The sequence below is a fragment of the Methylibium sp. T29-B genome (genome assembly GCF_000576225.1).
Taxonomy (GTDB): Bacteria; Pseudomonadota; Gammaproteobacteria; order Burkholderiales; family Burkholderiaceae_C; genus Methylibium; species Methylibium petroleiphilum.
Genome location: NZ_AZSN01000004.1, coordinates 24555 through 43447, shown reverse-complemented (window position 1 = coordinate 43447; position 18893 = coordinate 24555). Strand labels below are relative to the sequence as shown.

The following is an 18893-nucleotide window of genomic DNA, read 5'->3' as shown; positions in this document are numbered from 1 at the left end:
GCCTGGGCCGCGGCAATGGCCACCACGCTCGCGACCGGCGCCGCGCTGGCCGGCGACAGCCTGACCTGCACCGGTCGGTTCCCGAACCCCATCACCGACATCTGCTGGAGCTGCATCCTGCCGATCACGCTGGGCGGTACCACGCTGGCGAATCTCGACGGGCAGGAAGACATCGCCAATCCGTCCAGCCCCGTCTGCAGTTGCGGCGTGAACCCGACCGTGGGCCTGTCGATCGGCTTCTGGGAGCCGGCACGCCATGTCGAGGCAGTGCGCAAGCCTTCTGCCTGGCGTCGCTCGGTGGCGTCGATCTGGACCCCGGCATCGATGCGCCGACTGCCGCGCGCTTCACGCGGCCCGAGGGCGACGGTGACGGCGGCAGCTTCTACCAAGCGCACTTCTACATGAACCCGGTGCTGTACTGGCTCGAGGTCGTGACGGATTTTCCATGCCTGGAACGTGGTTCGTTCGACCTTGCCTACCTCACCGAAGTCGATCCGCTGTGGAACGACGATGAACTGACACTCATCCTCAACCCCGAGGCAGTGCTGTTCGCTAATCCGGTGGCGGTGGCGGCGTGCGCGGCGGACTGCGTCGCAGCGACGGCCGGATTCGGCATGCCCGAGTTGTTCTGGTGTGCGGGCTGCCAGGGCGGCCTCTACCCGCTCGACGGCCACGTGCCCTACCACCTGGGCGGCGTGCGCACGGCGGCGCTGATCGCCCAGCGCCTGACCGCCAAGATGCACCGCGAACTGCTGGCCTGGGGCTGGCATGGCAGGGCCGGGCTCTGCGGCCCCTACTTCCTGCCGGCGATGGACAAGACCGCCTACAAGACCCAGCTGACCTACCCGGTGGCGAACACCGCCAAGGACCGCGGGCGCTGCTGCCAGCCCTTCGGCCGCAGCACCATCGTCTGGGGCGCCGGCAAGGAGTACCCGGTGCGCGGCGAGGACTTCGCCTTCATGTTGTTCCGCAAGAGGAACTGCTGTGTGGGCTACTGAATTCCTTCGCCTCGCCGCACGCGTGGCCGCGGCCGGGCTCTTGTTCGCTGCCGCGGCGGTGCGCGCGCAAGCCCTCGTCGGCCTTCCTCCCGCCAAAGTGATGCCACGGGTGGATGCCCTGCCCGTACCGGCCACGCAGACTCCAGTGGACCTGGAGGCGCTGGCCCGGGGATTCGCAACCGCGACGGGGACACCTGCACTGCCAGGCGCCGACGAGCCACGCCTAATCGTTTTCATCAGCCTGTCCATGCCGGAGGGCGCGCTGGCGCGGCTGGTGGACCAGGCGGCACGTGCTCGCGCGCAGTTGCTGCTGCGCGGACTGTCAGCGGGGTCGCTGCCTCGCACCGCGGCGCGCATCCAGCAACTGATCGGCACGCGGGCAGTGTCGGTGCAGATTGACCCACGGGCATTCGATCGGTACGCGATCCAGCGCGTGCCGTCGTTCGTTCTCGCCCGCGCAGGCGGGCAAGACGCCGCCTGCAGCGGCGAGCAGTGTGCGCGAGCCGACGACCATGTCATGGCAGCCGGCGATGTCAGCCTCGACTACGCGCTGGCGCAGTTCCAGCGCTCGGCGCCGGCCTTCGCGAAGGACGCCGGCCGTTTCCTGGCCCGACTCGGCCGCCGGGAGTGATGCCATGCGCAAGCTGATTGCCTCCTTCACCGCGTTCTGCGTGGCCGTGACCCCGGTCACCGCGCCAGCCGGCCCGCACGAGGAAGGCGTCGCAGCAGGCCGGGCCGCCAACCCGGCAGCCCGCGCCACCGTCACTGCGCCGAGCGCCACCAGCGCCGTACCGGGCTACACCGCCGCCCCACCCGAGTCTGCGTACTACCGCCAGCCCAACCTGTCGTCGCAGGGCAGCGCACGGCTGTCGCTGTGCGCCACGTTGCCGAACGACCCGGTGTGCCAGGCCCAGCGCGGTGCGATGGGGTCGGCGAACCTGCCCCGTCCGGCGATCGGACCCGGCGACCCCTCGGTGTCCACAGCGCATGGCATCGCCCGTGCGCCATCCAGCGTGCTCGAGAACCTGGCGTCGTACTACAGCGGATGCACGACCACGACGACCGCGCTGCCGGCCGGCACGCAGACCCGCAGTTGCCTGCGCTACGAAGGCGTGGGCAGCTACCGCTGCATGCGCAGTCTGACAGTCGGCATTGAGCGCAGCACCAACTGCACCCCCGGCGACTGGTTCGCCCACGCCGGCGTAGGCCGCACCGGCGTGGACGCGCAGTGCCTGCCAGACCGCCCGGAGACGGCGCAGCACTTCCGCGTCACGCAGGACGCATCGCCGCTGGCCTTCTTCGACGTCGACATGACGACACCGGTGCTGTTCCCGCAGATGGTCGCGGTGCTGGGCACCAGCTACTCCTGGAGCACCGGCACGGAGATCCGCACCGGCGTCTGGGTTGCCGACAAGGCCTGCACTGGCGACGCCTGCGCACTGACGGCCATGATCGCAGCCGAGCGGGCCGAGGTCTGCACCGGCGGCGGTGACTCCGGCTACAGCTGCACCAGCGTCGAGCCCTTCCTGAGGCGCTATGCGGCCTGCCCGGCTGGTACGCAAAGCGGCGATCTGATCCAGGACACCGTCTGCCAGGGTGACAGCGGCTGCACGACGACGGCGCTCGACGGCACGCGCTGCTATGCGCCGGCCAATGGCGCCACAGCGCTGGTCGGTTACGACGTGACGGCCAGCCTGCCCGGCTACTACTGGAACCTCGACAGCGACCGCAGCGTCGTCGGCTGGGACCCGAACCCGGCCTACGGGCCGATCCCGACGATGCGACTGTCGTACACCCGACCCCGCACCACCCTCACCGAGACCGACCGCTGGGACGACCAATGCCCCGCCGTCGCCGACGGCAGTCGTTGTACCGTGCAGACCGCGGCCGTATGCACCGAAGGTCCGGCGACGAAGGTGATTGACGGGGCATCGGTGACCCGCGACTGCTGGCAGTACGAGAGCACGATGAACTGCACCGGCACCGCGCCGGGCAGCCAGTGCGGGCCGCTGGTCGCCGCCGGCTGCTCGCCCTCGGGCTCGGTCTGCCGACGCAGCAACCCCGTCACCGGCGCCTGCGAGGTGCACGAGGACAGCTACAGCTGCCCGGTGCCGGCACAGACGGTGACCAGCGCCAGCAACTGCCCGTCGAACGTCTTCTGCCTGCAGGGCAACTGCTACGACATCAGCCACGCGAACGATCCCGACTTCGCGCGCAGCATGTCGATGCTCGAGGCCGCGCGGGAAGCCGGCGTCTACCTCGACACCGACCGCATGCAGGTCTTCAAGGGCGAGGAGAACCGCTGCCGCGACCGGCTGCTGAACAACTGCTGCTATGCCGACAGCGCCGGCGCCGGCATGACCAACCAGAGCCCGTTCGGCACGGGCTCGCGGCTGGTGTACGACGTGCTGATGAACGCAGAGAACCGGCAGTTCATCTACCAGGGCATGCAGGCCTTGCTGCTCGGGGGCGGTTTCAGCGGCACCTTCACCACCTACGGCGTCACCGTGGCGGTCAATGGCGCGGCGCTGCCCGCCGGCTCGGCGGTGCTCTATGCCGGCGACAGCCTGGTGGTTGCCTTCGATCCGTGGAGCCTTGCCATCGCGGTCGTGATCTACGTCGTGATGGCGGCGATGTCCTGCGACGAGGAGGAAGGCAAGCTTGCGATGAAGGAGGGCGCCGGCCTGTGTCATTCCGTTGGCACCTACTGCTCGTCCTGCATCCGTGTCCTCGGCTCCTGCGTCTCGTGCATCACGCACACCACGCGCAAGTGCTGCTTCAACAGCATGCTGGCCCGCATCGTCAACGAGCAGGGGCGAACGCAGGTCGGCAAGGGCTGGGGCAGTGCGCAGAACCCAGATTGCTCGGGCTTCACCGTTGCGCAGTTGCAGTCGTTGGACTTCGCGGCGATGGACCTGAGCGAGTTCTATGCCTCGCTGGTGCCGACCCTGCCCAACGTGGCCACTCTTCAGGGCCAGAGTGGCGGGCGCATCCCGACCTGCTACTACGGTCAGGGGAGGTGCCAATGAGCCGCCATCACGTCCGTCGGGCATTGCCGCTGGGGCTTGCAATGGCCCTCTTCTCGTCCATGGCCACGGCCCAGGAACGCCTCCCGGTGCCCGATGCGCGTCCGCTGCTGCTTGCGGCCATCGATGCACCGGACGGGCGTGCGCACGGCGTGCTGTCGGGACCGATGGCGGACGCCGTCACGGCGCGTTTCAAGGCCACGTCGCCGGTCTACATCGACGTGATCACGGAGCGCCGCTATGCGCAACCGGGCTGCCGTCGTCTGAAGGTGAGCTTCTGGCAGGACGGTGTGCAGCTTCCCGGAGAGTCAGGGCCGCGCCGACGGACCATCGACTTCGGCATCAACTACTGCCGCGACGGACTGCCGCCGCGCTCGCTGTCCTGAGGTGCGCGATGCAAGGCACCCACCGCCTGATGTTGCTCGTGCTTGCCGGCGCATGTGCTTCATCGGCAGCAAGCGGGGCCGAGAACGATTCACCCCGCTTCTGGGGCGACACATGGCGCGGCTGGCACTTCTACGAGGACCCGACGCCCGAGCCCGACCCACCTCAATCCGTGCCGCCCAAGCCAGCGGGGCCGCCCGCTGCAGCCCGCGATCCCCGCCGTGAGCCCCGGCCGCCAGAACTGGTGGAACTCGAGCGCCTGCGCAAGCGGGTCGAGGATCTGCGCGGCATCGCCGTCATGCGGCCCACAGAGGCCAACGTGCGGCGCTACATGGAGCTCGAGGCCAAGGTCGTCGCCCAGGCTTCGGCCTTTGCCGACGTGGCGCAGCGGGTCGCCTGGACCACGCCCGAGCTCGATCCGTCCCTGCAGGGACGCCCGGTCAACGCCAAGGCGCTGGAAGTCTTCGAGGCCCAGCAACTGGGCGAACGCTCGCGTTCGATCACCCAGTTGGGTCGCGACCATGTGCTGCTGTTCTTCTTTCGCGGCGACTGCCCCTACTGCCACGCCTTCGCGCCGACGCTGGAAGCGTTTCAAGGTCGTCACGGTATCCGCGTCGAAGCCGTCAGCCTCGACGGCGGCACGCTGCCGGGCTTCGCGTCCGCGCGCCGCGACAACGGCGCGGCCACCGCGCTGCGCGTGGCCCAGGTGCCCGCCGTCTACCTGGCGCAGCCCTTCACCGGCCGCATCGTGCCCATCGGCTTCGGTGTGCTGTCCGAGTCGCAACTGCTCGAGCGCATCTCCGCCGCTGCAGCACCCGCCTTCGAGGCCATGGTGCCCAGCGCCGTGCGACAGCTCGGAGTGCCCTGATCCCGTCCCCAGGAGAATCGGCATGCCCAACCGCCCGTCCCAACGCACCTGCGCTGCACTCGTCACCCTGGCCATCACGTGGCATGCCGGGGCGGCACGAGCCGGCGACCTCAACGCCGAGGTGAACACGATGTTCAACAACCTCGGCACGATCGGGAACTACACCGCGCCGGGCGCATTTCGCGGGCAGACCTTCAACACCTACACCGGCGGCAGCCTGTTCATGCGCTCGCCGAACAAGGTCTACCAGCTTGCCGCGATCCAGTTCCCCAGCGGCAAGGCCGGCTGCGGCGGCATCGACGTCTTCGGCGGGTCGTTCTCGCACATCTCCGCCGAGGAGTTCAAGAACATGCTGCGCAACATCACGGCCGCGCTGCCCGGCATCGCCTTTCAACTCGCGCTGGAGTCGGTCTCGCCGCTGCTGGGTGGCCTGACGAAGTGGGCGAAGGGCCTGGAGACCTGGATCAACAACGCGCGCATCAACTCGTGCGAAACCGCGAAGGCCATCGTCAGCACGGCGGCCGAGGCCACGGGCTACAGCTCGCAGGAGGCCTGCGCCGACCTGGCCATCGAGATGGGCCTGGAAAGCGACCGCGACGCGGCCCGGCGCCGATGCGCCAGCGACCGGCCGAGCATCCTGGCCTCGGCGCGCAGTTCCGCAGATCCCAACGTCCGAAACAAGGCGCCCTTCGTCGGCAACCTCACCTGGAAGGCTCTGCAGCGCACCGGCACGGCGCTGGACGACGCCGAGCGCGAGTTGATCATGAGCATCGTCGGCACGGTCATCTTCCATCCGGAGAGCGCGAACCGCGACCCGGAGCCTGTGCCACCGACGATCACCTCGATCAGCCAGTTGCTCTACGGCCAGGCGGCGGCGACCGGCACGAACGTCACCCAGCACCTGCTGCGCTGCAACGACTACACGAACTGCGATGTCGTCACGCTGAACACGGGCTACACGCACACGCCCTTCACGGCCCGCGTCGAGACCATGATGCGGTCGATCGCCGACAAGATCGCCACGCGCACGGCGATCCCGAACAACTCGGCCGAGGTCGGCTTCGTCAACCAGACCACCGAGCCCGTCTACCGGATGTTGTCGATCGGCGCGACCATCCCTGGCTCGGGCTTGGCCGACAGCCTGATCGGCCAGTACCGCGACGTGATCGCGGCCGACTACGCCTACGTCTTCCTCGAACGGAACCTGCGGCTGGGCATGGCCGCGCTAGACAAGGACTACACGCTGCAGCAAAGCCAGCGCGAGCTTGCCAACCAGGTGCGCCAGCGTGCCCAGGCCATGCTGCTGCAGCTGTCGCAGGAGAAGAACCTGCTATACCAGAAGGTCGGCTCCTTCCGCGCCGTCTCCAGTCACCTGGAGCAACTCGAGCGGCAACTGCGCTCCAGCATGCCGCAGCACGTGATGGACATGCTGGGGCAGCGCGCGGCCTACGTGGCGCGATAGCCGCTCCGATTCATCGAGGCGGCCATGTGGGAGATCTTCGCCTACCAGAACGCGGACAGCCTGTTCGGCATCTTCAATGCCGCCGCAGCCATCCATGCGTCGAGCGACTACGCGGCCGCTGTCGCGGCGGTCGCCTTCTGCGGTTTCATCGCCGCTCTGCTCGCGTATGCCTTCGCCCCCGACAAGCTGCAGGGCTGGAAGTGGCTGGCCACAGTGTTGCTGGTGTTCTCGGTGCTGATCGTGCCCCGCGTGACGGTGGGCATCGTGGACAAGACCGGCGGCTCGGCGGTGAAGGTTGTCGCCAACGTCCCGTTTGGCGTGGCGATGCTCGGCAGCATCACCAGCACCATCGGTCACACGCTGACCGGCCTCTTCGAGACCGCGTTCCAGGTCATCCCCGGCGCAGGCGCGATGCCGGCGGAACTGAGCTACGAGCGCAACGGCCTGATGTTCGGCAACCGCCTGATCCGCGAGACCGGAAACGTGGTGTTCCAGGACCCCACCTTCCGCACCGACCTGATCAACTTCATCCACAACTGCACGATGTACGACCTGATCGACGGCACCGTCGATCCGGCCGCTTTCTCCACCTCCGACGACGTGTGGGCGCTCATGGCCACACCGAACCCAGCCCGCTTCAGTACGGTGACCGGCGCCGGCGGCGCGGTGACCGTCGACACCTGCCCCAACGTCTACGGCAACCTGAACGGCCGCCTGCCGGCGCAGGTTTCGCGCATCGAGGGCCGGCTGGCCTTCCAGCTGAACCCCACGCTGCCCAGCGCGGCCGCGACTGCCGCGATCGCCGGCCAGATCCAGCAGGCCTACATCCGCAACAGCATCGCAACGGCGGCCGCGACGGCAACCGACCTGATCCGGCAGAACGCCGTGCTCAATGCGATCAGCGACACCAGCAACATCATCGGCCAGAAGGTGAACGACCCTGCGGCGATGGTGCTCGCGGTCGGCCGGGCGCAGGCGGTGGCCCAGCAGAACGCGACCTGGATGAACTACGGCAAGGTGGCAGAACAGTCGCTGCCGGTGTTCCGCAATGTCGTCGAAGCCCTCACCTACGCCCTGTTCCCGCTCTTCGTGCTGCTGCTCCTGCTGACCAGCGGGCGCGAGTCGATGATCGCCTTCAAAGGCTATGCAGCTATCCTGATCTGGATCCAGCTATGGCCGCCGCTGTACGCGGTGCTCAACTACATGGCCTCGGTGTACGCCGCCTACGACCTGGCCGCCGCGTCGGACCTGGGCACCGGCACCAAGGCCCTCGCGCTGCAGACCGCATCGACGATCTACTCGCGGGCGATCTCCGGCGAGGCGGTGGTCGGCTACCTGGCCATCAGCATTCCCTTCATCGCCTGGGCCGCACTCAAGCGCATGGAGAACTTCGGCACCGCGCTCGTTGGCGGCTTGTCCGGGCTGCAGGGCATGCTGGCCGGCAGCACGGCAGGAGCCGCCGTCGGCAACGTGGCTATGGGCAACGTCGCGATGGATCAGTTGCAGCTGGCACCGAACCGTACGTCGGCTTTCATGAGTTCCTGGCAGAGCGATCTCAGCGGCAACACCTTCACATCGAGCGCACTCACCGGTCGCACGGCCGCGAGCCTGCTGCGCAACCAGGGCTTCGCCTCGCGCGTGGTGTCGATGCGGGTCAGTGAACAGGACGTGACCGAAGCGAGCCGTCAGGCAGACGCAGCGCGGGGCGAGATGGTGGCCGCGAGCAACGAGCGGTCCACCGTCCTGACCGAGGCCTTCACCAAGGGGCTGGCAAAGCTCAAGTCGTCGCGCAGTTCGTCGGGCACGTCGACGAGCAGCTTCGAGCAACTGGGCGAGACGCTGACGCGGCTGGACCAGATCACGAAGACTGTGGCTGACAGCACGGGCTTGACTCAGGCGCAGGTGGCCAGCATCGCCTTCGGCGCCTCGGCGCACCTTGGCCTGAGCACGCCTGTTGCCGGAGCGTCGGTCCAGGGGAACGCCGGCAAGAGCTATCAGACAGGCCTGTCGGCGGATCAGCGCAAGGTTCTCGGAGCGATGAGCAACGAGCAGATCGCAGAGTTCAAGCAGTTTGGCGATCGCGTTTCGCGAGACGCATCAACCGTTGCATTGTTCGCAGCTGACTCGCGAGAGTCCCGCGAGCTTGCCTCGAGGCTGGCGAGCATATCCTCGAGATCAGAGCGTGCCGAAGCTTCCTATGGCGAGCGGAGTGCTCTCGCAGAACGTCTCTCATCCGCGCGCGAGCGTGGCGAAGTGTTGTCGATCGACATCGCGCAGGACCCATACAACCTCGAGATGTTCATGCGGTACGCCGAACGGTACGGCGGCAACAGCGCAGCCGCGCTTTCGCTGATGGACTCCGAACTTGCGCGACAGGGGTTACCGCCGACGCGGGTCTTCTCGAACGGTGTCGCGGTTCCGGAGTCGTTCGCTCGCCTGCACGGTGAGTTTCAAGAGGACAGCGCGGCGACGAAGCTCAATCCCAAGCTCGATGCGGCCCCGCGGATTCCAGGGGTGCTTCCTCGAAGCGAACTTCCGTCGGGCGCCACAACGTCCGAGCAGAACGATCTCCGCGACGACGTCCGACGTAGTGGCGCTCAGTTGCGTGTTCGAGCAGACGACGCTCGCGCGGGTTTCGATGCAAAGGACGGCACATCTCGATCCGCTGATGGGACGCTTTCGACCGAGAAGTCCCTCCTCCTGCAGACGGGCCGGCAAGTCGCCGCCGATGCGGGCTCGACCCTTGACGAAGCGCGCAAGGCCGCGGGCGACCTGCTCAAAAAGAATCGCTAGTCAATCGACGCGGTCTGGATCAAGCATATGGCGATCGGGCTCGGAACGAGTGGGACGCATGAACGGAGGGTGGCCCCCGTCCCGCCAGTAGTTCCGATCCCGATCTTCTGGCCCGCTGCCCATGCCGAACGAAGCATCGAGCGCCTCGGGCCGACGCACTCCTGCCCCCCTGGCAACCCGCCCGATTGCGCCTCCGATGGCCGCGCCGGCGACGCATCCGATGCTGATCATCACCGCCCGGACGCTCCAGGCGTCTTGCGCGGCAACGAGCAGCCCCGCCACCCCCCCGATGGCGATACAGGCGAAGAAGACCAACTTGCGCATCTCGCTATCCACTGGGTTCCAAGCGTAGCGACAGGCGCAGAAAAGGCAATCTGCCTGGAGCGGCGGGCGGCGGCGCGGCGCAAGCGCCACCGAAAAGCGTCGGCCGCCCTGCAACACTCGCCAAGTCGATGTTGTCAAAGTTGACATACGAGACAAACGAGACTAATCTGCCGCATCTCAGTGCGTACATGGAGTTCGCCATGCGCAAGGCACAAGCGGCATCAGTTTTGAACCAACCACTTGTCACCCCGACGGAAGTTCGCCGCTTCGACAAGGCGGTCACGGTTCGCGACCGTGGCGCATTCCTCTTCGAGCTTGACCGCCTTGTTCGAGAGAAGGTGGCGGCTGCCACGAACATCGCCGACGAGGCGACACCCCTGACCGAAGCACTGGGCCGGAAGGCCGCGGCGCTGCGCGCAGCCGCCTCCTGGGCGCCGACGGCCGCCGACGTCCAGCGAGGCCGCGCTGAACTGCTGCGCGAGTTCGAGCAGCCGCACAACCTGCCGCTTGCCGACTTCGTGCGCCTAGCCCACAAGTCCCGCCAGCAGATCTACAAGGACATCGCTGCCCGCAGATTGCTTGCTCTGGACGTCGGTCGTCGCGGTCAGCGCATTCCCGACTGGCAACTGGAGGCACCAGGCCTGCAGCTGACGCGCACCGTGCTCCAGGCTGCGGAAGATGTCGACGCCTGGACGGTCTACCGCGCCTTGACGGAGCCCTGCGAAGCGCTGGGCGGCCAATCTCCGGCGGCGAGCGCGAATCGAGGCAACGTCGACGCGACCGCGCGCGTCGTGCTTGCTTCACTCGGCGTGCAGCGGGCGGAGCGCGGCGGTGCCGACGCCTGATGTTCCGGCCCGAATCATCCTCGCGGGGGAACTGCTCCAGCACGTGAGTCGTGCCGCGTATCGCGGCACAGCCCTTCACTTCGGACGTTCGGGAGGCAATCGTTACGACGACCTGGGCCTCCAGTACGGCACGCTCTATGTCGGCTTCGACCTGGCGACCGCGCTCATGGAGTCGGTCTTCCGCCAGCACCGTTGGGGCCAGCGCTCCAAGCGCGCAATCACCCGAACCGAGGTGTACGCGCGCACAGTCAGGGCGATCGGCGTCCTCGAGCCGCTGTCGCTGGCCGATCTCACTGCGCCCGGCGTGATGGCATCGCAGTTCGGATTGAACCTGTCCCAGCTGGCCAGCCGTCGCTACGTTCACACGCAGCGCATCGCTGCGCTGGTACACGAGCTCGCCGAGCCGGATGGCGCGCCTCGATTCGACGGCGTGCTCTACCCGTCGCGTAACAATCACCCGGCCGCGTGCGCCGCACTGTTCGACCGTGCAGCCGAGAAGCTCTTGCTCGTCGACGACATCGCGCTGCGCGACCATGTCGACTGGCCGTCGTTTCTCACCAGGTACCAAGTCTTCGTTTTGCCCGTGTGAAGTCAGCGCCTTCAACTGGAACCACTAGGCGAGCATCTTCACGTCAAGCGACGCTCTCGCCAACACCTTGTGTGCGCTCGCTGCTGCTAGACTTTTGCCTGCCGCTTCAGTGGAAAGGTCAGGCCTCGAAAGTGCCACGACGTGCCACTGAAGCGCACGTTGGATGTGGGGTGCTTCGTGGGGGTTTTGTCCGCCAAGACACGAAAGTTCCATACGCATCAACGGCTTAGATTCGTACTCGACATTCAGGTGCAGAACATCGAATGAGGCCCTGACACCCGATGGACACCCCTGGCAACCTCTTCGTCGTTGCGGCCCCCAGCGGAGCCGGCAAATCGAGCCTGGTCAAGGCGCTGCTCGAACTGGACTCGCACCTCGCGGTCTCTATTTCGCACACCACCCGGCCGCCGCGCGGGCAGGAGGTCGAGGGACGCGAATACCATTTCGTCGAGGAGCCGACCTTTCGCGACATGGTCATGGAGGGCGCGTTCTTCGAATGGGCGGAGGTGCACGGCAACCTGTACGGAACGTCGCGCATCGCGATCGAACAGCGATTGCAGGATGGCGAGGACGTCGTGCTAGAGATCGATTGGCAGGGCGCGCTGCAGATCAAGCGGCTGTTCCCGAACGCCGTGCTGATCTTCATCCTGCCGCCGAGCTGGGACGAACTGCTCCAGCGCCTGCAGCGCCGCGGCGAGGACCCGCCGCCGGTCATCGAGACCCGGATGGCCAACGCCCGCCTCGAGGTGGCCCAGGCAAAGCATTTCGACTACGTGGTCATCAACGCGGTGTTCGAGACGGCCTTGTTCGACCTGAAAGCCATCGTCCACGCGCAGCGGCTAAAATACTCTCGTCTGCGCCGCAGCAAGGCGGCCGTGTTCCGGGCTCTGCACCTGGACTGATTCTCGTCACACCCCTCCCCGGAGCACCGTCCATGGCCCGCATCACCGTCGAAGACTGCCTGACCAAGATCCCGAACCGCTTCCAGCTCGTGCTGGCAGCCACCTACCGGGCTCGCATGCTAAGCCAGGGCCATGCGCCCAAGGTCGAGAGCAAGAACAAGCCCGGCGTGACCGCGCTGCGCGAGATCGCCGAAGGCCATGTGGGCCTGGAGATGCTGCGCAAGGTGCCGGTCTAAAGCCTCACGCCCGCTCGCGAACGGCCCGCCTCGGCGGGCCGTCGTCATTTTGGCGGCCCCGCCTCAGGCGACGCCGGTTGCGGTGATGCGCCGGCGCCGCTCCAACAGCTCGAACGCGCCCATGCCGACGAGCATCGCCGCCACGAACACCAGCGCCTTGAACTCGCCCATGCCCAAGGCGACCAGTCCGGGACCGGGGCAGAACCCGGCCAGGCCCCAGCCCACGCCGAACACCAGGCTGCCCAGCACCAGCCGGCGATCGATGTCGCGGGCCGCGGGCAATTGCATCGCAGCCCCCAGCAGGGACACGGTGCGGCGGCGCGCGACGAGGAACGCCACCGTTCCCACGGCGATCGCTCCGGCCATCACGAAGGCCAGCGACGGATCCCACGGGCCGGCGAGGTTCAGGAAACCGATCACCTTGGCCGGATTGGTCATGCCGGCGACGATGAGGCCCAGGCCGAACAGCAGGCCGGCCAGCAGGGACGTGAAGATCAGCATGGCGACGCTCCTCAGAAACCGAACACGTGGCGGACCGCGAACACGGTGGCAAAACCCGCGGCCATGAACGTCGCCGTGGCGACGAGCGAGCGCGGCGACAGCCGCGACAGACCGCAGATGCCGTGGCCGCTCGTGCATCCCGAGCCGTAGCGGCTGCCGGCCCCGACCAGCACGCCGGCCACGACGAGCGTGCCGAAACCCGCGTCGATCTGCGCCTTTGGCAGCGCGGCGAACAGCAGGTAGACGAACGGTGCGCCGATCAGGCCGGCCACGAAGGCGACGCGCCAAGCCGCATCGCCCCAGACGGGTCGCAGCAGGCCCCCGACGATGCCGCTGATGCCGGCGATCCTGCCGTTCAGCAGCACGAAGGCCGCCGCGGCCAGTCCGATCAGCAGGCCGCCGGCGAGCGCGGACCACGGGGTGTAGGCATTCCAGTCGATGTTCACGGCTCATTCCTCGGGACAGTAGAGGCGGTAGAGCACCGCCAGGATCTCGAGCATCGCGGGATCCGCGACGCTGTAGAAGATGTGCTTGCCTTGTCGCCGCGTGCTGACCACGCCCTCGGCGCGCAGGACGCCGAGCTGTTGCGACAGCGTCGGCTGGCGGATGGCGAGTTGCTCCTCCAACTCGCTGACGCAGCGCTCGCCCTGCGACAGCTGGCACAACAGCAGCAGCCGATCCTCGTTCGCCAGCAGCTTGAGAGCCCCGACGGCGCGCGCAGCGGCACCGCGCAGCGCGCCGGGGTCGATGGCAGTGGAGGTGGACTTCACGAAGCGCTCCAGAATTGGACTTGATATCAATATATAAATAAATATACTATAAATCAACAGAGCATCTGAACCCCTGAAACAAGGCCCGCCCATGAGCAAGCGAACCGCGACCCGCGCCTTCTACGATCCCCTGACCGGCACGGTCACCTACGTCGTGTGGGACACGGCGACGCGACGCGCCGCGGTGATCGACCCCCTGCTGGATTTCGAGTTCAAGGCAGGCCGCACCAGCACCGGCTCGGCCGATGTGGTGCTGGCCTGCCTGGCTGAACAGCAGTTGCAGGTGGACTGGATCCTCGAGACCCATGCCCACGCGGACCACCTGTCCGCGGCCCGCTATCTGCAGGGGCGCGTCGGCGGGCGCATCGCCATCGGCGAGAACATCCGAGCAGTGCAGGCTGTCTTCAAGAAGATCTACAACCTCGAGCGCAGCTTCCTGCCCGACGGCAGCCAGTTCGACCACCTGTTCCGCGACGGCGAGACGTTCCGGATCGGTGAGGTGGAAGCCACTGCCTTGCTCGTTCCGGGCCATACCCCGGCCGACATGGCCTACCTCGTCGATGGCCAGGTGTTCGTGGGCGACACGCTGTTCATGCCCGACGTGGGCAGCGCCCGAGCCGACTTTCCCGGGGGTGACGCACACCAGCTCTACCGCTCCATGCGCCGCCTGCTCGATCTGCCGCCAGACACCGTGATGTACGTCTGCCACGACTATCCGCCGCCGAACCGCCCGCCGCGCTGGGAGACGACGGTCGCCGATCAACGAGCCCGCAACATCCACGTCCACGATGGCATTGGCGAGACCGAGTTCGTGGCCATGCGCACCGCACGCGACGCGCAACTCGAGGTGCCCGCGCTGATCCTGCCCTCGCTGCAGGTCAACGTACGCGCCGGGCAGCTCCCGCCAGCGGAAAGCGATGGTGTCAGTTATCTGAAGATCCCGCTCAACGTGCTGGCGACGAAGCACGCACGCGAACCGAACCCGCGCTGACCCGGCCGGCGCCCGTCGTTCGGCAGGGTCGTTCCGCGTTCGCTGCAGTCCGGCTCGGCGAGCGCGCTACCATGAGCCCATGCCCTCTCGTGCCGTACTTGCCGTCCGCAAAAAGCTGAGTCAGGCGTTGCCGTCGTTCATGCTCGGCGGCAGTGCCGTGGCCGAGCAGGACGCGGCCACCAGCGATGCCGAGGCAGCATCTTTTGCCGCGCTGACGCACAAGCTGTCCTACCTCGACGCGGCCGACATCAAGCGCGTGCGCGAGGCCTACAAGTTTGCCGACGAGGCCCACCTCGGCCAGTTCCGCGCCAGCGGCGAACCCTACATCACGCACCCGATCGCGGTCGCCGGCCTGTGTGCCGATTGGAAGCTCGACGCACAGGCCATCATGGCCGCGCTGATGCACGACGCGATGGAAGACTGCGGCATCGGCAAGGCTGAGCTGATCGAGCGCTTCGGCGCGCCGACGGCCGATCTGGTCGACGGCCTCACCAAGCTCGACAAGCTGCAGTTCAGCACCCGAGAAGAGTCGCAGGCGGAGAGCTTCCGCAAGATGCTGCTGGCGATGGCGCGCGATGTGCGCGTGATCCTGGTGAAGCTGGCCGACCGGCTGCACAACATGCGCACGATCGATGCGATGCTGCCGGTCAAGCGCGAACGCATCGCGCGCGAGACGATCGAGATCTACGCACCGATCGCCCATCGGCTGGGCCTGAACGAGACCTATCGGCAGCTGCAGGAACTCTCGTTCCAGCAGCTGCGCCCGTGGCGCCATGCCGCGCTCAGCAAGGCGGTGCTGCGCGCCCGGGGCAACCGGCGCGACATCGTCGAGCGCGTTCAGCGCGATGTGGTGAAGGCCTTCAAGGAGGCCAAGCTCGCGGTGCAGGTGTCGGGCCGCGAGAAAACCATCTTCTCCATCTACAACAAGATGGACGAGAAGCGCCTGAGCTTCGCCCAGGTCAGCGACATCTTCGGATTTCGCATCGTCGTCAACACGCTGCCCGAGTGCTACCTGGCGCTGGGTGTGCTGCACCAGCTCTACAAGCCGGTGCCGGGCCGCTTCAAGGACTACATCGCGATCCCCAAGGCCAACGGTTACCAATCGCTGCACACCACGCTGGTCAGCCCGCTCGGTACTTCAGTCGAGTTCCAGATCCGCACGGCGCCGATGCACATGGTGGCCGAGAAGGGCATCGCGGCGCACTGGATGTACAAGACCCGAGGCAGCGCCGACGCCCAGAACATCGGCGCGATGTGGCTGCAGTCGCTGCTCGACATCCAGGACGAGACACGCGACTCGGCCGAGTTCCTGGAGCATGTCAAGATCGACCTGTTCCCCGACTCGGTCTACGTCTTCACCCCGAAGAGCAAGATCCTCGCGCTGCCGAAGGGCGCCACCCCGGTGGACTTCGCCTATGCGATCCACAGCGATGTCGGTGACCACTGCATCGCCGCCAAGATCAACGGCGAGCCCGCGCCGCTGCGCACCGCGCTGCGCAGCGGCGACGCGATCGAGATCGTCACCGCACCGGGCGCCCGCCCCAACCCGGCCTGGTTGAACTTCGTGCGCACTGGCCGCGCGCGCTCGCGCATCCGGCACTACCTGAAGAACATGGAGGCAGAGGAGTCCCTGCAACTCGGGCAGAAGCTGCTGGCGCAGGCGATCCGAGCCGAAGGCCTGTCCCTGCCTGCCGGCGACGAGACCTCGGCCGGCGCCGACGGTGCGCTGTGGCAGGCCCTGCTGCGCTGGAGCGGCACCAAGAAACGCGACGAGCTGCTGACCGAGATCGGCCTGGGCAAGAAGATCCCGACCATCGTCGCCAAGCGCATGGCCGCGCTGCTGGCCGAGCGTGGCGCGCGGCCCGATGCGCTGACCCTGACGATGGGCCGCTACGGTGCCGATGATGGAGCACCCTCTCAAGGCACCGTGGTCATCGATGGCAGCGAAGGTGCGACCGTGCAGTTGGCCGAATGCTGTCGGCCGGTACCCGGTGACTCGATCGTCGGCTACCTGGGGCGTGGCGAGGGCCTGATGGTGCACACCGGCGAGTGCAGCACTGCCAAGCGGCTGTTCGGGCGGGACAGCGAACCGTGGATCACGGTGGAGTGGTCCGAGGCTCCGCAACGCAGCTTCGAGACAGCGGTGACGGTGCTGGTCCACAACGGCAAGGGTGTGCTGGCGCAGATCGCCACGGCGGTGAGCGGCGCCGAGGCCGACATCGTGCACATCGACATGGGCGATGAGCGCGCCACCGAGACGACCGAACTGCGCCTGCTGCTTGCGGTACGTGACCGGCTGCACCTGGCCGACACCCTGCGGGCGTTGAAGCGTTCGCCGTCGGTATTGCGCGTGGCGCGCGTCAAGCCTGAGAACGCGGCCAGCGCCCGCGCGGGTGGGCAGAATGCGCGCGTCGCACGAACGGGAGCAAACGATGCAGATCCTCGAAGGCATCAAGGTGGTCGAACTCGGCCAACTGATCGCCGGCCCCTTCGCGGCCAAGACGCTGGCCGATTTCGGCGCACGGGTCGTCAAGATCGAGCCGCCGGGCGGCGGCGATCCGCTGCGCAAGTGGCGCAAGCTGCGCGAGGGCAACTCGGTGTGGTGGGATGCGCAGTCTCGCAACAAGGAGTCGGTGGCGATCGACCTGCGCCAGCCCGAAGGCCAGGCACTGGTGCGCGAGCTGCTGGCCGACGCGGACGTGCTGATCGAGAACTTCCGACCGGGCACGCTCGAGGCCTGGGGCCTGGGCTGGGAAGCACTGCATGCGCTGAATCCGCGGCTGATCATGCTGCGCCTGTCTGGCTTCGGCCAGACCGGGCCCCGGGCGGGCGAGCCAGGCTTCGCGGCGGTGGGCGAGGCTTTTGCCGGCCTGCGCCACCTGAATGCCGAACCGGGCCGTGCACCGGTGCGGGCCGGCGTGTCGCTCGGCGACACCGTGGCCGGGCTGCACGGCGCGATGGGCGTGCTGCTGGCGCTGTACGGTCGCGATGCGCTCGGCGGCACCGGACAGATGATCGACCTGGCGCTCTACGAGGCCATGTTCAACCTGACCGAGAGCCTGCTGCCCGAGTACGACGCGTTCGGCGAGGTGCGGCAGCCGGCCGGCGGCGCGCTGCCCGGTATCGCACCGTCGAATGCCTACCCCTGCGGCGACGGTCGCTTCGTGCTGGTGGCCGGCAACGGCGACAGCATCTTCCGCCGGCTGATGGCCGCGATCGACCGGCCCGATCTGGCCGACGACCCGGCGCTGGCGCGCAACGATGGCCGCGCCGCGCGAGCCGCTGAACTGGACGCCGCGATCGGCGCGTGGACCGCGCAGCGAACACTCGACGACGTGCTGGCCGCCATGGCGGCCGCCGACGTGCCGGCGAGTCGCCTCTACACGATCGCCGACCTGGCGACCGACGCGCACTACCAAGCGCGCGGCAACATCGAGCGCATCCCCGCACTGGCGGGAGGCACGATCGCGGTGCCCGGCATCGTGCCGCGGCTGTCGGCTACGCCGGGTGCGGTGCGCCGCCGCGCGCCCCGGCTCGGCGAGCACAGCGATGCCGTGCTGCACGAACTGGGTCACGACGACGTGGCGATCGCCGCGCTCCGCGCGCGCAAGATCGTGGGCTGACGCCGGCGGTCAAGCCGGTCGGGGTGGGTAGCGCACCTCGATCACCTCGATCGTCTGCGGCCCCTGCGGCGTGAGCAGCGTGACCTCGTCGCCCACACGCGCCTTCAACAGTGCCCGCGCCACCGGCGAGATCCAGCTCACCTCGGCCTGCAGGTTGTCGGCCTCGTCGATGCCCTTGATCGTGATCGTGCGCTCGACGCCGTCGGGGGCCGCGTAGGTGACGGTCGCGCCGAAGAACACCTGGTCGCTGCCTCGATGCACGCTGGGGTCGGCCACCTCGGCGATCTCGAGTCGCTTCGTCAGGAAGCGGATGCGGCGGTCGATCTCGCGCAGCCGCTTCTTCCCGTAGAGGTAGTCGCCGTTCTCGGAGCGGTCGCCGTTCTTCGCGGCCCAGGACACGGTCTCGACCACCTTGGGACGTTCGTCGTCGAGCAGTTGCATCAACTCGGCCCGCAAGCGGGCGAAGCCCGCCGGCGTGATGTAGTTCTTGCTGCCGGCCGGCAAGGCGGGCAGCTCGAGCTCGTCGTCCTCGTCAGGCGCGTCGCTTTCCTTCGTGAAGGCCTTGCTCATGCCTTCATTGT

17 protein-coding genes and 2 pseudogenes are annotated in these 18893 nt (G+C 67.6%); 14 read left to right on the top strand and 5 right to left on the bottom strand.

The window, feature by feature from the left end:
- The first annotated feature begins 15 nt into the window (after positions 1–15).
- The 7 genes and pseudogenes from Y694_RS01445 to Y694_RS01415 all read left to right on the top strand — a co-directional run bounded on the left by Y694_RS01445 (position 16) and on the right by Y694_RS01415 (position 9531).
- Positions 16–998, top strand: a pseudogene (locus Y694_RS01445) (TraU family protein).
- 40 nt (positions 999–1038) lie between these two features.
- Positions 1039–1629 carry a type-F conjugative transfer system pilin assembly protein TrbC gene (gene trbC / locus Y694_RS23040; RefSeq protein ID WP_231497470.1) on the top strand — a complete coding sequence of 197 codons (591 nt, stop codon included), beginning with the start codon at positions 1039–1041 and terminating at the stop codon, positions 1627–1629.
- A gap of 4 nt (positions 1630–1633) precedes the next feature.
- On the top strand, positions 1634–4027 hold the full coding sequence (gene traN / locus Y694_RS01435) for a type-F conjugative transfer system mating-pair stabilization protein TraN (RefSeq protein ID WP_036229213.1): 2394 nt from the start codon (positions 1634–1636) through the stop codon (positions 4025–4027).
- A 41-nt stretch (positions 4028–4068) separates the two neighbouring features.
- Positions 4069–4410 carry a hypothetical protein gene (locus Y694_RS01430; RefSeq protein ID WP_231497469.1) on the top strand — a complete coding sequence of 114 codons (342 nt, stop codon included), beginning with the start codon at positions 4069–4071 and terminating at the stop codon, positions 4408–4410.
- 8 nt (positions 4411–4418) lie between these two features.
- The gene (gene traF, locus Y694_RS01425) at positions 4419–5276 is read left to right on the top strand and encodes a conjugal transfer protein TraF (protein WP_036229206.1); all 858 of its coding nucleotides are present in this window, start codon (positions 4419–4421) and stop codon (positions 5274–5276) included.
- Positions 5277–5298: 22 nt separating this feature from the next.
- On the top strand, positions 5299–6738 hold the full coding sequence (locus tag Y694_RS01420) for a conjugal transfer protein TraH (protein ID WP_036229203.1): 1440 nt from the start codon (positions 5299–5301) through the stop codon (positions 6736–6738).
- A gap of 24 nt (positions 6739–6762) precedes the next feature.
- Positions 6763–9531: a conjugal transfer protein TraG N-terminal domain-containing protein gene (locus Y694_RS01415; RefSeq protein ID WP_036229200.1), complete on the top strand. Its 2769-nt coding sequence runs from the start codon at positions 6763–6765 to the stop codon at positions 9529–9531.
- Here Y694_RS01415 and Y694_RS01410 read toward each other — a convergent pair whose 3' ends face one another.
- Positions 9532–9855, bottom strand: a complete 324-nt coding sequence (locus tag Y694_RS01410; RefSeq protein ID WP_036229196.1) for a hypothetical protein — start codon at positions 9853–9855, stop codon at positions 9532–9534.
- Between the two features lie 188 nt (positions 9856–10043).
- Between Y694_RS01410 and Y694_RS01405 the strand changes: the two genes are divergently transcribed.
- The 4 genes from Y694_RS01405 to rpoZ all read left to right on the top strand — a co-directional run bounded on the left by Y694_RS01405 (position 10044) and on the right by rpoZ (position 12427).
- Positions 10044–10700 (top strand): integrase, encoded by a 657-nt coding sequence (locus tag Y694_RS01405; RefSeq protein ID WP_231497468.1) that lies wholly within the window; start codon positions 10044–10046, stop codon positions 10698–10700.
- Entirely contained in the window at positions 10687–11289 is a 603-nt protein-coding gene (locus Y694_RS01400) for an RES family NAD+ phosphorylase (protein ID WP_036229194.1), read from the top strand. The genes Y694_RS01405 and Y694_RS01400 overlap by 14 nt, the downstream gene beginning before the upstream one ends.
- Before the next feature lie 281 nt (positions 11290–11570).
- Complete coding sequence (gene gmk, locus Y694_RS01395) at positions 11571–12191, top strand: guanylate kinase (RefSeq protein WP_036229191.1); 621 nt, start codon at positions 11571–11573, stop codon at positions 12189–12191.
- 32 nt (positions 12192–12223) lie between these two features.
- Complete coding sequence (rpoZ, locus tag Y694_RS01390; RefSeq protein WP_011830300.1) at positions 12224–12427, top strand: DNA-directed RNA polymerase subunit omega; 204 nt, start codon at positions 12224–12226, stop codon at positions 12425–12427.
- A gap of 63 nt (positions 12428–12490) precedes the next feature.
- Here the strand turns inward: rpoZ and Y694_RS01385 are convergent, their stop codons facing one another.
- Genes Y694_RS01385 through Y694_RS01375 form a run of 3 tightly spaced genes read right to left on the bottom strand, consistent with a single transcriptional unit; the run spans position 12491 to position 13755 of the window.
- The gene (locus Y694_RS01385) at positions 12491–12928 is read right to left on the bottom strand and encodes a DUF6691 family protein (RefSeq protein ID WP_011830301.1); all 438 of its coding nucleotides are present in this window, start codon (positions 12926–12928) and stop codon (positions 12491–12493) included.
- Positions 12929–12939: 11 nt separating this feature from the next.
- The gene (locus Y694_RS01380) at positions 12940–13374 is read right to left on the bottom strand and encodes a YeeE/YedE family protein (RefSeq protein WP_011830302.1); all 435 of its coding nucleotides are present in this window, start codon (positions 13372–13374) and stop codon (positions 12940–12942) included.
- 3 nt (positions 13375–13377) lie between these two features.
- Positions 13378–13755: a helix-turn-helix transcriptional regulator gene (locus Y694_RS01375; RefSeq protein WP_011830303.1), complete on the bottom strand. Its 378-nt coding sequence runs from the start codon at positions 13753–13755 to the stop codon at positions 13378–13380.
- Between the two features lie 34 nt (positions 13756–13789).
- Between Y694_RS01375 and Y694_RS01370 the strand changes: the two genes are divergently transcribed.
- The 3 genes and pseudogenes from Y694_RS01370 (at position 13790) to Y694_RS01360 (ending at position 18312) form a co-directional block, all read left to right on the top strand.
- Complete coding sequence (locus Y694_RS01370; RefSeq protein WP_036229183.1) at positions 13790–14689, top strand: MBL fold metallo-hydrolase; 900 nt, start codon at positions 13790–13792, stop codon at positions 14687–14689.
- 139 nt (positions 14690–14828) lie between these two features.
- Positions 14829–17057 (top strand): annotated as a pseudogene (locus Y694_RS01365) (RelA/SpoT family protein); the annotation flags it as partial.
- Positions 17058–17121: 64 nt separating this feature from the next.
- The gene (locus tag Y694_RS01360; protein WP_036229180.1) at positions 17122–18312 is read left to right on the top strand and encodes a CaiB/BaiF CoA-transferase family protein; all 1191 of its coding nucleotides are present in this window, start codon (positions 17122–17124) and stop codon (positions 18310–18312) included.
- A gap of 9 nt (positions 18313–18321) precedes the next feature.
- Here the strand turns inward: Y694_RS01360 and greB are convergent, their stop codons facing one another.
- The gene (greB, locus tag Y694_RS01355) at positions 18322–18882 is read right to left on the bottom strand and encodes a transcription elongation factor GreB (protein ID WP_036229178.1); all 561 of its coding nucleotides are present in this window, start codon (positions 18880–18882) and stop codon (positions 18322–18324) included.
- Positions 18883–18893 lie beyond the last annotated feature (11 nt).